This is a genomic window from Lelliottia sp. WB101 (assembly GCF_003051885.1).
Classification (GTDB): domain Bacteria; phylum Pseudomonadota; class Gammaproteobacteria; order Enterobacterales; family Enterobacteriaceae; genus Enterobacter; species Enterobacter nimipressuralis.
In genome coordinates this window covers 1,428,429-1,442,027 of sequence record NZ_CP028520.1, presented here as the reverse complement: position 1 = coordinate 1,442,027, position 13,599 = coordinate 1,428,429, and the positions used below count along the sequence as shown (strand labels likewise).

At 52.0% G+C, this 13,599-nt stretch carries 7 protein-coding genes, 2 tRNA genes and 3 rRNA genes; 7 read left to right on the top strand and 5 right to left on the bottom strand.

The window, feature by feature from the left end; all coding sequences use genetic code 11:
- Window positions 1-328: 328 nt before the first annotated feature.
- The 7 genes from DAI21_RS06840 (at window position 329) to DAI21_RS06810 (ending at window position 9,756) form a co-directional block, all read left to right on the top strand.
- On the top strand, window positions 329-1,468 hold the full coding sequence (locus DAI21_RS06840) for an efflux RND transporter periplasmic adaptor subunit (protein ID WP_107702741.1): 1,140 nt from the start codon (window positions 329-331) through the stop codon (window positions 1,466-1,468).
- An 11-nt stretch (window positions 1,469-1,479) separates the two neighbouring features.
- Window positions 1,480-4,590, top strand: coding sequence for an efflux RND transporter permease subunit (locus DAI21_RS06835; protein WP_107702740.1), 3,111 nt, complete (start codon window positions 1,480-1,482; stop codon window positions 4,588-4,590).
- 311 nt (window positions 4,591-4,901) lie between these two features.
- Entirely contained in the window at window positions 4,902-5,123 is a 222-nt protein-coding gene (locus DAI21_RS06830) for a lipoprotein (protein ID WP_015960684.1), read from the top strand.
- Between the two features lie 478 nt (window positions 5,124-5,601).
- Complete coding sequence (locus DAI21_RS06825) at window positions 5,602-6,627, top strand: amino acid ABC transporter substrate-binding protein (RefSeq protein ID WP_107702739.1); 1,026 nt, start codon at window positions 5,602-5,604, stop codon at window positions 6,625-6,627.
- A 68-nt stretch (window positions 6,628-6,695) separates the two neighbouring features.
- Window positions 6,696-7,877 carry an amino acid ABC transporter permease gene (locus DAI21_RS06820; protein ID WP_107702738.1) on the top strand — a complete coding sequence of 394 codons (1,182 nt, stop codon included), beginning with the start codon at window positions 6,696-6,698 and terminating at the stop codon, window positions 7,875-7,877.
- 9 nt (window positions 7,878-7,886) lie between these two features.
- Window positions 7,887-8,990 carry an amino acid ABC transporter permease gene (locus tag DAI21_RS06815; RefSeq protein WP_100778667.1) on the top strand — a complete coding sequence of 368 codons (1,104 nt, stop codon included), beginning with the start codon at window positions 7,887-7,889 and terminating at the stop codon, window positions 8,988-8,990.
- Window positions 8,991-8,997: 7 nt separating this feature from the next.
- Window positions 8,998-9,756 carry an amino acid ABC transporter ATP-binding protein gene (locus DAI21_RS06810; protein WP_100778666.1) on the top strand — a complete coding sequence of 253 codons (759 nt, stop codon included), beginning with the start codon at window positions 8,998-9,000 and terminating at the stop codon, window positions 9,754-9,756.
- A 126-nt stretch (window positions 9,757-9,882) separates the two neighbouring features.
- On the opposite strand, the gene rrf (DAI21_RS06805) is transcribed toward DAI21_RS06810, so the two are convergent.
- The 5 genes from rrf (DAI21_RS06805) to DAI21_RS06785 form a co-directional block, all read right to left on the bottom strand.
- Window positions 9,883-9,998: ribosomal RNA gene (gene rrf / locus DAI21_RS06805) — 5S ribosomal RNA — on the bottom strand.
- Window positions 9,999-10,039: 41 nt separating this feature from the next.
- Window positions 10,040-10,115, bottom strand: a tRNA-Thr gene (locus tag DAI21_RS06800).
- 14 nt (window positions 10,116-10,129) lie between these two features.
- A 5S ribosomal RNA gene (gene rrf, locus DAI21_RS06795) occupies window positions 10,130-10,245 on the bottom strand.
- A gap of 95 nt (window positions 10,246-10,340) precedes the next feature.
- Window positions 10,341-13,247: ribosomal RNA gene (locus tag DAI21_RS06790) — 23S ribosomal RNA — on the bottom strand.
- Window positions 13,248-13,466: 219 nt separating this feature from the next.
- Window positions 13,467-13,542, bottom strand: a tRNA-Glu gene (locus DAI21_RS06785).
- Window positions 13,543-13,599 lie beyond the last annotated feature (57 nt).

Here is a 13,599-nt window from a genome sequence, read left to right as displayed (position 1 = left end):
ATTCCCTAACGGGGGATTTTATTCTGATCAAAAAAAGTCAATTGCGTTAATCAATAATTACAACGAATGAATTAAGATCATTAAATTCATAAACTATATTAGTAACGCTGGATGATATTTAAACCTGAGTGCTTCGCACCATTACTATATCGTTGATTCGCCACGCCAGACTCTGGTTTTTATCTGAATAACCTGTTCGCCGCACTTATAAATTAAAAAGCATCAACGTACCTCATTATGATGTGCGCTGGATTTCTGACTCTTTGCCCCGCGATCCTTTTCACAACCTCACGGCAAATATCAGTTTATTGTTTTTAAAGGAACAGTAATGAAGAAACACTTCAGGCTTTTACCCTTATCCGGTTTTATTGTCTGCTCCGCACTGCTTGCTGGCTGTGATGGTTCTGATAATGCGCAGCAAGGCGCGCAGGTGCCCCAGGTCACTGTCTTTGTCGTGAAAAGCGCGCCACTGGCAGTCACCACGGAGCTGCCGGGGCGCACGGATGCGTTTCGCGTCGCTGAAGTCCGCCCGCAGGTGAGCGGTATTATCCTGCGCCGTAACTTTGTCGAAGGCAGCGATGTGAAAGCGGGCGATTCCCTGTATCAGATCGATCCGGCGTCCTATCAGGCCGCCTATGACAGTGCGAAAGGCGAGCTGGTGAAAGCTGAAGCGGCGGCAAACATTGCCCATTTGACCGTGAAACGTTATGTCCCTCTGGTGGGCACACAATATGTCAGCCGACAAGAGTATGACCAGGCAGTCGCCAACGCCAGACAGGCCGATGCCAGTGTAACGGCTGCGCAAGCGGGCGTCGAAACAGCACGCATCAATCTCGCCTATACCAAAGTGTCATCACCGATTAGTGGACGAATTGGGAAATCCAGCGTCACCGAAGGCGCTCTGGTGACAAACGGCCAGGCTTCCGCACTGGCAACCGTGCAGCAACTCGATCCGATCTATGTGGATGTCACCCAGTCGAGCAATGACTTTATGCAGCTGAAGCAGTCCAGCCTGCAAAAAGGCGACGGCACCAGCAGCGTGCAGCTGTTGATGGAAAACGGCCAGCCTTACGCCGAGAAAGGTACGCTACAGTTCTCTGATGTCACGGTGGACGAAAGCACCGGCTCAATTACCCTGCGTGCGGTTTTCCCGAATCCTAAACATATGCTGCTACCGGGCATGTTTGTGCGAGCCCGCATTGATGAAGGCGTCCAGCCGAATGCCATTCTCGTTCCACAGCAGGGCGTCACGCGTACTCCTCGTGGCGATGCCATCGTACTGGTCGTGAACGCCAAAGAACAGGTTGAAACGCGTAGCGTGGTGGCACCTCAGGCCATTGGCGATCGTTGGCTAATCACGAACGGGTTGAAGGAGGGCGATCGCGTCATCATCAGCGGCCTGCAAAAAGTGCATCCTGGGGCCACGGTAGTTGCCACGCCTGATTCCGCCGCGACGAAAGCCAGTTAAGGGAATAATCAATGGCTAACTTCTTTATTCAAAGGCCGATTTTTGCCTGGGTACTTGCCATCATTCTGATGATTGCGGGTGGGCTGGCGATTCTCAAATTGCCGGTGGCTCAGTATCCCACGATTGCGCCACCCGCTGTTGCCGTCACAGCTGTTTACCCTGGTGCGGATGCACAAACGGTGCAGGATACGGTGACGCAGGTTATCGAACAGAACATGAACGGTGTCGATAATCTGATGTACATGTCCTCCACCAGTGATTCCGCGGGAAACGTGACCATTACCCTGACCTTCCAGTCAGGCACCGATCCTGATATCGCGCAGGTACAGGTTCAGAACAAACTTCAGCTGGCGATGCCGCTGTTGCCGCAGGAAGTGCAGCAGCAAGGGATCGGCGTGAAGAAATCCAGCAGCAGCTTCCTTCTGGTCGCGGGGTTTGTGTCTGATAACAAAAGCCTGACCCAGGACGATATTTCAGATTACGTTGCGTCTAACGTGAAAGACACCATCAGCCGAACTTCCGGTGTGGGCGATGTTCAGATGTTTGGCGCGCAGTACGCGATGCGTATCTGGCTCGACAGCAATGCCCTGAATAAGTATCAGCTGACACCGCTGGATGTAATTAATCAGCTCAAAACCCAGAACAACCAGATTGCGGCCGGTCAGTTAGGCGGAACGCCGTCGGTTCCGGGCCAGCAGCTTAACGCCTCCATCATTGCGCAAACGCGCCTGAAAACACCGGAAGAGTTTGGCAAGGTCACACTGAAAGTGAACCAGGACGGCTCAATGGTGCATTTGAAAGATGTGGCCCGTATTGAGCTTGGCGGCGAAAACTACAATATGGTGACCAAGATTAACGGCCAGGCGGCTACTGGTCTGGGTATCAAGCTGGCGACAGGCGCCAACGCGCTGGACACTGCCGCCGCCATTAAATCAAAACTGGCCGAACTGCAGGCCTTCTTCCCGCAGGGGCTGAAGGTTGTCTACCCTTACGATACCACGCCGTTCGTGACAATTTCGATTCATGAAGTGGTCAAAACCCTGTTCGAAGCGATTATCCTCGTCTTCCTGGTGATGTATCTATTCCTGCAAAACTTGCGCGCCACGCTGATCCCAACCATTGCTGTACCGGTCGTGTTGCTGGGTACCTTTGCGGTGTTGGGCGCATTTGGGTTTTCCATCAATACCCTGACAATGTTTGGCATGGTGCTGGCGATAGGTTTGCTGGTCGATGACGCCATCGTCGTCGTGGAAAACGTCGAACGTGTTATGGCGGAGGATAAGCTGCCGCCGAAAGAAGCAACGCAGAAGTCGATGGAGCAGATTCAGGGCGCGCTGGTTGGTATCGCGATGGTGCTTTCAGCGGTGTTCGTGCCGATGGCCTTCTTTGGTGGTTCCACCGGTGCTATCTATCGTCAGTTCTCCCTGACCATCGTTTCGGCAATGGCGCTTTCCGTCCTTGTTGCCCTGATTCTTACCCCTGCCCTCTGCGCCACGCTGCTGAAACCCGCAGCGGAAGAGCACCACGCGAAAGGCGGTTTCTTTGGCTGGTTCAATAACGTCTTCGATAAGAGCGTGGACCATTACAGTAACAGCGTGAGCGGCATTTTACGCAAAACCGGGCGCTATCTGGTGATTTATGTGCTGATTGTTGCTGGTATGGCGGTATTGTTCCTACGTTTACCAACCTCCTTCTTACCCGACGAGGATCAGGGCGTATTCATGACCATGGTCCAGCTGCCCGCGGGTGCCACGCAAACCCGAACGCAGCAGATCCTGGATCAGGTGCAGCAGTACTATCTGACCAAAGAGAAGGCCAACGTTGAATCGGTCTTTACGGTTAACGGCTTTAGCTATAGCGGCCAGGGGCAAAACTCCGGCATGGCGTTTATCAGCCTGAAACCCTGGGATGAACGCCCGGGGGCTGAAAATGGGGTCGCCGCGATTGTCGGTCGCGCATCGAAAGCCTTCAGTCACATTAAGGATGGGATGATCTACCCGTTCAACCTGCCTGCAATTATCGAACTGGGCACGGCTACAGGGTTTGACTTCGAACTTATCGATCAGGCAAACCTTGGGCATATCGAGCTGACAAAAGCGCGTAATCAGCTGCTTGGTATGGCGAAAGAGCACCCAGACCTGCTCGGACGTGTGCGCCCTAACGGGCTGGAAGATACCCCGCAGTTCAAACTGGATGTGGACCAGGAGAAAGCGCAGGCGCTGGGAGTCAGTCTATCTGATATCAACCAGACGATTTCAACCGCGCTCGGCGGGACTTATGTGAATGACTTTATCGATCATGGTCGTGTGAAGAAAGTCTATGCGCAGGCCGACGCCCCGTTCCGTATGTTGCCGGGTGATATCAATAACCTGTACGTTCGCAGCACCAACGGCGAAATGGTGCCTTTCTCCGCGTTTAGCACCTCGCGCTGGATTTCAGGTTCACCGCGCCTTGAGCGCTACAACGGTATGCCTTCGATGGAAATTGTGGGTGAATCCGTGCGGGGTAAGAGCTCGGGTGAAGCGATGGCGATGATGGAAAGTATGGCGCAAAAACTGCCTTCCGGTATCGGTTACGACTGGACTGGGATGTCATATCAGGAACGTCTCTCTGGCAACCAGGCACCTGCGCTATACGCCATTTCGCTGATTGTGGTGTTCCTGTGTCTGGCTGCGCTCTATGAGAGCTGGTCGATTCCGTTCTCCGTTATGTTAGTCGTGCCACTGGGGGTGATTGGTGCGCTGCTTGGCGCCTCGTTAAGCGGGCTGAACAATGACGTCTATTTCCAGGTTGGGCTTCTCACTACCATCGGGCTCTCCGCGAAAAACGCCATTCTGATTGTAGAGTTTGCGAAAGACCTGATGGAGAAAGACGGTAAAGGGGTTATCGAAGCCACCCTTGAGGCATCCCGTATGCGTTTGCGCCCCATCCTGATGACATCACTGGCGTTTGTGCTCGGTGTACTGCCGCTGGTTATCAGCCGTGGCGCGGGCAGTGGCGCGCAAAATGCCGTGGGCACAGGGGTCATGGGCGGCATGCTCTCGGCAACGCTTCTGGCTATCTTCTTCGTTCCCGTATTTTTCGTGGTCGTCAGACGACGGTTTAATCGAATCAAGAAGTAAAACAAAGATAAAGGCGTCATCCGGCGCCTTTTCTTATTCTTTTACACAGAACATTAGCACGCAAATTATCATTGTATTATTATGCCTGTGAATAATCGTTAACTTCCTCGCGGCGTAAAATCTATTATTCGTTCCATACTTCCTCCATAAATTCATGCCATTCTGTTTTTTTCTCCATGATTTTTACAATCCACATAATTTGAGATTATTCACCCTGCTGTTGTGGATAGTTGTAGTGGTAAAATGACCATCAGCTCGATAAATACTCTATTGGTTTTATAGCGAGCCAGTTTTAATTCTGAGGTAACATCATGAAAAGATTCATTTGCGTTGCAACTCTCGCTGCGCTTCTTGCCGGTTGTGCGCACGACTCTCCGTGTGTGCCGGTGTATGACGATCAGGGCCGTCTGGTTCATACCAACACCTGTATGAAGGGCACAACCCAGGATAACTGGGAAACTGCAGGGGCAATCGCCGGTGGTGCCGCCGCTGTCGCTGGTCTGACACTGGGTATCGTCGCATTAACGAAATAATGCTTTCCTGCAAAAGCGCGGTGCTCCCGCGCTTTTGCTTCAAACCGGTGCAATGATTTCCTGATACGTTAAAAAAACTCCCCTTTTCCAACTGTCTATCCTTATTAATATCTGATTCTTCTCACATCTTTTTTGTCGCCTCTTTTTAATTACATATTCCAGCGTGATACTTTTCACAATTCAATTACATTAAATATCCTGCCAATATTCACGCCAGAAACTACCATCCTGAATTAACTCACGTGCTAACAACTTTTGCTCTGATTTGTGGCGTAGGTTGTGATTTCGCACCATTTCGGGGCGCTCGATTTATTTATCCCTGTCTACACTCTGCATTATGCGTTCAATTCTCTCTTTTTCAGCCGAACGCAAAACTGGCATTACGTTTGCTTTATAAACGTCGGCCAACGCCACAGACAGGTAAAAGCGTTTTAAAACGACTTTCTATAACGATAAATTTCGCCACACAGGATGCATTATGAAAAAGACGATGTTAGCCAGCCTGGCCGCAGCGGGCATGTTGTTTGCTGTAGCGGGACAAGCTCATGCCGGCACAACGCTGGATGCCGTTAAAAAGAAAGGTTTTGTACAGTGCGGTATCAGTGATGGGTTACCGGGCTTCTCCTATGCCGATGCGAACGGAAAGTTCACCGGTATTGATGTCGATGTATGCCGTGGCGTTGCAGCAGCCCTCTTCGGGGATGACACCAAAGTAAAATACACCCCTCTGACGGCGAAAGAGCGCTTTACCGCTCTGCAGTCTGGCGAAGTGGACATGCTTTCTCGTAATACCACCTGGACTTCATCGCGTGACGCGGGCATGGGAATGTCCTTCACCGGCGTTACCTATTATGACGGTATCGGCTTCCTGACCCACAACAAGGCGGGACTGAAGAGCGCCAAAGAGCTCGACGGGGCGACTGTTTGTATTCAGGCAGGCACTGACACCGAGCTGAATGTCGCCGACTATTTCAAAGCCAACAACATGAAATACACGCCAGTCACCTTCGACCGCTCTGATGAATCCGCTAAAGCGCTGGAGTCTGGCCGTTGCGATACGCTGGCGTCAGACCAGTCTCAGCTGTATGCCCTGCGCATCAAGCTGAGCAATCCGGCGGAATGGATTGTTCTGCCAGAAGTCATCTCGAAAGAACCTCTCGGCCCGGTCGTACGCCGTGGCGATGAAGACTGGTTCTCCATCGTTCGCTGGACGCTGTTCGCTATGCTGAACGCCGAAGAGATGGGCATCAACTCGAAAAACGTCGATGAAAAAGCCGCTAATCCATCAACGCCGGATATGGCGCATCTTTTGGGTAAAGAGGGTGATTTCGGCAAAGATCTGAAACTGGATAACAAGTGGGCTTATAACATCATTAAACACGTCGGTAACTATTCAGAGATCTTCGAGCGCAACGTGGGATCGGAAAGTGCATTGAAGATCAAACGTGGCCAGAACAACCTCTGGAACAACGGCGGCATTCAGTACGCTCCGCCGGTACGTTAAGTTTTTAGCTGTAACGGGCACCGCATCTGTGGTGCCCAGTCCAGAGTCATGGTTACCGAGGTTTCTTTATGTCCCATCGCCGCTTAGCCGTAAAAGGAAAACTTTCCTTTTCTCATCCCGCGGTCCGCGCCTGGCTATTCCAGATAATCGCTGTTGTCGCCGTCGTGGTCGTCGCGGTTTATTTAATTCATAACACTGTTACCAACCTGAGCAATCGCGGCATTACTTCGGGCTTTGCCTTCCTGGATCGCAGCGCTGGTTTTGGCATTGTGCAGCACTTGATTGATTATCAAGAGGGAGACACATACGGAAGAGTGTTTCTGGTCGGCCTGCTGAACACGCTTCTGGTCTCTGCGCTGTGTATTGTGTTTGCTTCGTTTCTCGGCTTTTTCCTCGGACTTGCGCGTCTTTCGGAGAACTGGTTATTACGCAAACTCTCGACGATTTATATTGAGACGTTTCGCAATATTCCGCCCCTCCTGCAGATCTTCTTCTGGTATTTCGCCGTACTGCGCAATTTACCCGGCCCGCGCCAGGCCGTTGATGCCTGGGATCTCTTTTTCCTAAGTAATCGCGGTCTCTATATTCCCTCGCCGCTGGCGGGCGAAGGGCTGTACGCGTTCTTGGCAGCCATCGTTGTTGCTATCGCCATTACGATTGGGCTTTTTCGCTATAACCACACACTTCAGATTAAAACCGGGCAACTTCGCAGAACATGGCCAGCAGGCGTTGCATTGATCGTGGGATTACCGCTGCTCGCACACTGGACTTTCGGTGCTGCGTTGCACTGGGATATTCCACAGCTGCGTGGTTTTAACTTCCGGGGTGGGATGGTGCTGATCCCAGAGCTTGCGGCGCTGACGCTGGCGCTGTCGATTTATACCTCCGCATTTATTGCCGAAATCATTCGTTCCGGTATTCAGGCAGTACCCTATGGGCAGCACGAAGCCGCGCGATCACTCGGATTACCAAATCCGGTGACCCTGCGTCAGGTGATCATCCCGCAAGCCTTGCGCGTGATCATCCCACCGTTGACCAGTCAGTATCTTAATATTGCCAAAAACTCCTCGCTGGCGGCGGCCATCGGTTATCCCGACATGGTTTCCCTTTTCGCCGGAACCGTGCTTAACCAGACCGGACAAGCTATCGAGACTATCGCCATCACCATGTCCGTCTATCTGATTATCAGCCTGACGATCTCACTGCTGATGAATATCTATAACCGTCGCATCGCCCTGGTTGAGCGCTAAGGAACCATGATGACAAAAGCCGTATTGTCACAGCCCTCGCGCCCGTCCAGCGACGGAAGCTGGCGCTTCATCGCCTGGGCACGCAAGAATTTGTTCTCCTCATGGAGCAACAGTCTCCTGACGATCGTCAGTTTATGGTTGATTTGGGAGCTGATTCCTCCCCTGCTGAACTGGGCGTTTTTACAGGCAAACTGGGTGGGCTCTACGCGAGCTGACTGCACCAAAGCGGGTGCCTGCTGGGTGTTTATCCATGAGCGTTTCGGGCAGTTTATGTATGGTCTCTATCCACATGATCAACGCTGGCGCATCAATCTGGCGCTGGTTGTCGGCCTGCTGTCGATCGCACCGATGTTCTTTAAACGCCTGCCGCGTCGTGGTCGCTATATTGCCTGCTGGGCAGTGGTGTATCCGCTGATTGTCTGGTTGTTGCTGTACGGGGGAATACTGGGGCTGGAGCGTGTTGAGACACGCCAGTGGGGCGGGCTGACATTAACCCTGATCATCGCTTCTGTTGGGATCGCAGGGGCGCTGCCGTTGGGTATTTTGCTGGCACTTGGCCGTCGTTCAACGATGCCAGTGGTACGCATTCTGTCGGTGATCTTTATCGAGTTCTGGCGCGGTGTACCGCTGATTACCGTTCTGTTTATGTCCTCGGTGATGCTGCCGCTGTTTATGGCGGAAGGCACCACGATCGACAAACTGATCCGCGCCCTGGTGGGGGTGGTGTTATTCCAGTCAGCATATGTTGCAGAAGTGGTTCGCGGCGGGCTTCAGGCGCTGCCAAAAGGTCAGTATGAGGCTGCTGAATCGCTGGCACTTGGTTACTGGAAAACCCAGGGACTCGTGATCTTACCCCAGGCGCTCAAGCTGGTTATTCCGGGGCTGGTGAACACTATCATCGCCCTGTTTAAAGATACCAGCCTCGTGATCATCATTGGATTGTTTGATCTTTTCAGTAGCGTTCAGCAGGCCACAGTCGACCCGGCCTGGCTGGGAATGTCTACCGAAGGCTATGTTTTTGCTGCACTTGTTTACTGGATTTTCTGTTTCAGTATGTCGCGCTATAGCCAGTATCTGGAAAAGCGCTTTAATACCGGGCGTACGCCGCATTGAGGAATTTATGAGCAAAATAACGATGACCCCCGCTGACGCGATGATTACGCTGGAAAACGTCAATAAATGGTACGGGCAGTTTCATGTTCTGAAAGATATCAATCTGAAGGTAAAGCAAGGTGAACGTATCGTCCTGTGCGGCCCGTCAGGTTCAGGTAAATCTACGACGATTCGCTGTATTAACCATCTTGAAGAGCATCAACAAGGGCGCATCGTTGTTGATGGAATTGAGCTGGATGAAGATATTCGCAATATCGAACGAGTCCGCCAGGAAGTGGGTATGGTATTCCAGCATTTCAATCTGTTCCCCCATTTGACGGTATTACAGAATTGCACACTGGCGCCTATTTGGGTTAGAAAGATGCCTAAAAAAGAAGCTGAGGCGCTGGCGATGCATTATCTGGAACGGGTACGCATTGCTGAACATGCGAATAAGTTCCCCGGACAGATATCGGGGGGGCAGCAGCAGCGTGTCGCTATCGCGCGATCCTTGTGCATGAAACCTAAAATTATGCTGTTCGATGAACCGACTTCAGCGCTCGATCCAGAGATGGTTAAAGAGGTGCTGGATACGATGATTGGTCTGGCACAATCGGGAATGACAATGCTCTGTGTCACGCATGAAATGGGCTTTGCCAGAACAGTGGCAGACAGGGTGATCTTCATGGATCGCGGGGAAATTGTCGAACAGGCTGCACCGGAAGAGTTTTTTGCTCATCCGAAATCTGAAAGAACGCGAGCATTTTTGTCACAGGTGATTCATTAATCAATGATAGTTGCCCGGTGGCATTTGGTTGCCGGGCAAAAGGTGTCTGGCAACGTTCTCGTCTGATATTTCGATGTATAAACGCAAAAAGGCCATCCGCAAGGATGGCCTTTTCACTTATTTGATGTCTGGCAGTTCCCTACTCTCACATGGGGAGACCCCACACTACCATCGGCGCTACGGCGTTTCACTTCTGAGTTCGGCATGGGGTCAGGTGGGACCACCGCGCTAAAGCCGCCAGACAAATTCTTTTACTATTGCCGAACTTCAACCACGTATAAAGTGGTGCTGATACCCAGAGTCGAACTGGGGACCTCACCCTTACCAAGGGTGCGCTCTACCAACTGAGCCATATCAGCACGCTAAATTTGATGCCTGGCAGTTCCCTACTCTCACATGGGGAGACCCCACACTACCATCGGCGCTACGGCGTTTCACTTCTGAGTTCGGCATGGGGTCAGGTGGGACCACCGCGCTAAAGCCGCCAGGCAAATTCTGTATCAACACGCATTCCTGCGCATTAATTAATCTGTATCAGCTGAAAATCGACTGTCTCTGCTTCGCCAAAACATCTTCGGCGTTGTAAGGTTAAGCCTCACGGTTCATTAGTACTGGTTAGCTCAATACATCGCTGCACTTACACACCCAGCCTATCAACGTCGTAGTCTTCAACGTTCCTTCAGGACTCTCAAGGAGTCAGGGAGAACTCATCTCGGGGCAAGTTTCGTGCTTAGATGCTTTCAGCACTTATCTTTTCCGCATTTAGCTACCGGGCAATGCCATTGGCATGACAACCCGAACACCAGTGATGCGTCCACTCCGGTCCTCTCGTACTAGGAGCAGCCCCCCTCAATTCTCCAGCGCCCACGGCAGATAGGGACCGAACTGTCTCACGACGTTCTAAACCCAGCTCGCGTACCACTTTAAACGGCGAACAGCCGTACCCTTGGGACCTACTTCAGCCCCAGGATGTGATGAGCCGACATCGAGGTGCCAAACACCGCCGTCGATATGAACTCTTGGGCGGTATCAGCCTGTTATCCCCGGAGTACCTTTTATCCGTTGAGCGATGGCCCTTCCATTCAGAACCACCGGATCACTATGACCTGCTTTCGCACCTGCTCGAGCCGTCACTCTCGCAGTCAAGCTAGCTTATGCCATTGCACTAACCTCCTGATGTCCGACCAGGATTAGCTAACCTTCGTGCTCCTCCGTTACTCTTTAGGAGGAGACCGCCCCAGTCAAACTACCCACCAGACACTGTCCGCAACCCGGATCACGGGTCTACGTTAGAACACCAGCCATTAAAGGGTGGTATTTCAAGGTTGGCTCCACGCAGACTGGCGTCCACGCTTCAAAGCCTCCCACCTATCCTACACATCAAGGACCAGTGTTCAGTGTCAAGCTATAGTAAAGGTTCACGGGGTCTTTCCGTCTTGCCGCGGGTACACTGCATCTTCACAGCGAGTTCAATTTCACTGAGTCTCGGGTGGAGACAGCCTGGCCATCATTACGCCATTCGTGCAGGTCGGAACTTACCCGACAAGGAATTTCGCTACCTTAGGACCGTTATAGTTACGGCCGCCGTTTACCGGGGCTTCGATCAAGAGCTTCGCGTTGCCGCTAACCCCATCAATTAACCTTCCGGCACCGGGCAGGCGTCACACCGTATACGTCCACTTTCGTGTTTGCACAGTGCTGTGTTTTTAATAAACAGTTGCAGCCAGCTGGTATCTTCGACTGGTTTCAGCTCCGTCCGCAGGGACTTCACCTACACACCAGCGTGCCTTCTCCCGAAGTTACGGCACCATTTTGCCTAGTTCCTTCACCCGAGTTCTCTCAAGCGCCTTGGTATTCTCTACCTGACCACCTGTGTCGGTTTGGGGTACGATTTGATGTTACCTGATGCTTAGAGGCTTTTCCTGGAAGCAGGGCATTTGTTACTTCAGCACCGTAGTGCCTCGTCATCACACCTCAGCGTTAAAAAGGTACCGGATTTACCTGGAACCTCCGCCTACATGCTTAAACCGGGACAACCGTCGCCCGGCTAACATAGCCTTCTCCGTCCCCCCTTCGCAGTAACACCAAGTACAGGAATATTAACCTGTTTCCCATCGACTACGCCTTTCGGCCTCGCCTTAGGGGTCGACTCACCCTGCCCCGATTAACGTTGGACAGGAACCCTTGGTCTTCCGGCGAGCGGGCTTTTCACCCGCTTTATCGTTACTTATGTCAGCATTCGCACTTCTGATACCTCCAGCATGCCTCACAGCACACCTTCAACGGCTTACAGAACGCTCCCCTACCCAACAACGCATAAGCGTCGCTGCCGCAGCTTCGGTGCATGGTTTAGCCCCGTTACATCTTCCGCGCAGGCCGACTCGACCAGTGAGCTATTACGCTTTCTTTAAATGATGGCTGCTTCTAAGCCAACATCCTGGCTGTCTGTGCCTTCCCACATCGTTTCCCACTTAACCATGACTTTGGGACCTTAGCTGGCGGTCTGGGTTGTTTCCCTCTTCACGACGGACGTTAGCACCCGCCGTGTGTCTCCCGTGATAACATTCTTCGGTATTCGTAGTTTGCATCGGGTTGGTAAGCCGGGATGGCCCCCTAGCCGAAACAGTGCTCTACCCCCGAAGATGAGTTCACGAGGCGCTACCTAAATAGCTTTCGGGGAGAACCAGCTATCTCCCGGTTTGATTGGCCTTTCACCCCCAGCCACAAGTCATCCGCTAATTTTTCAACATTAGTCGGTTCGGTCCTCCAGTTAGTGTTACCCAACCTTCAACCTGCCCATGGCTAGATCACCGGGTTTCGGGTCTATACCCTGCAACTTAACGCCCAGTTAAGACTCGGTTTCCCTTCGGCTCCCCTATACGGTTAACCTTGCTACAGAATATAAGTCGCTGACCCATTATACAAAAGGTACGCAGTCACCCCATAAAAGAGGCTCCCACTGCTTGTACGTACACGGTTTCAGGTTCTTTTTCACTCCCCTCGCCGGGGTTCTTTTCGCCTTTCCCTCACGGTACTGGTTCACTATCGGTCAGTCAGGAGTATTTAGCCTTGGAGGATGGTCCCCCCATATTCAGACAGGATACCACGTGTCCCGCCCTACTCTTCGAGTTCACAACGTGTGCATTTTTGTGTACGGGACTTTCACCCTGTATCGTGCGACTTTCCAGACGCTTCCACTAACACACGCGCTGATTCAGACTCTGGGCTCCTCCCCGTTCGCTCGCCGCTACTGGGGGAATCTCGGTTGATTTCTTTTCCTCGGGGTACTTAGATGTTTCAGTTCCCCCGGTTCGCCTCATGCCACTATGTATTCATGACATGATAGTGTGTCGGAACACACTGGGTTTCCCCATTCGGGTATCGCCGGGTCAAAGGTTCATATCACCTCGCCGACGCTTATCGCAGATTAGCACGCCCTTCATCGCCTCTGACTGCCAGGGCATCCACCGTGTACGCTTAGTCGCTTAACCTCACAACCCGAAGATGTTTCGTAAAACACCCTCGTGTCGCGAAAATTTGAGAGACTCGAACACACCGTCATCCTGTTCTTATTACGGAGAACAGACGCAGCGTGTCGTTTCAATTTTCAGCTTGATCCAGATTTTTAAAGAGCAAATATCTCAAACATGATTCCTGAGAATCAGTTTTGAGATATTAAGGCAGGTGACTTTCACTCACAAACCAGCAAGTGGCGTCCCCTAGGGGATTCGAACCCCTGTTACCGCCGTGAAAGGGCGGTGTCCTGGGCCTCTAGACGAAGGGGACACTGAAGTCTCAATCGCAAGACGCCTTGCTATTTACTTTTCATCAGACAATCTGTGT

Excerpts from the sequence above, each read along its gene's own strand:
- DAI21_RS06840 (WP_107702741.1), top strand. The coding sequence starts at position 329 with ATGAAGAAACACTTCAGGCTTTTACCCTTATCCGGTTTTATTGTCTGC.
- DAI21_RS06835 (WP_107702740.1), top strand. The coding sequence starts at position 1,480 with ATGGCTAACTTCTTTATTCAAAGGCCGATTTTTGCCTGGGTACTTGCC.
- DAI21_RS06830 (WP_015960684.1), top strand. The coding sequence starts at position 4,902 with ATGAAAAGATTCATTTGCGTTGCAACTCTCGCTGCGCTTCTTGCCGGT.
- DAI21_RS06825 (WP_107702739.1), top strand. The coding sequence starts at position 5,602 with ATGAAAAAGACGATGTTAGCCAGCCTGGCCGCAGCGGGCATGTTGTTT.
- DAI21_RS06820 (WP_107702738.1), top strand. The coding sequence starts at position 6,696 with ATGTCCCATCGCCGCTTAGCCGTAAAAGGAAAACTTTCCTTTTCTCAT.
- DAI21_RS06815 (WP_100778667.1), top strand. The coding sequence starts at position 7,887 with ATGACAAAAGCCGTATTGTCACAGCCCTCGCGCCCGTCCAGCGACGGA.
- DAI21_RS06810 (WP_100778666.1), top strand. The coding sequence starts at position 8,998 with ATGAGCAAAATAACGATGACCCCCGCTGACGCGATGATTACGCTGGAA.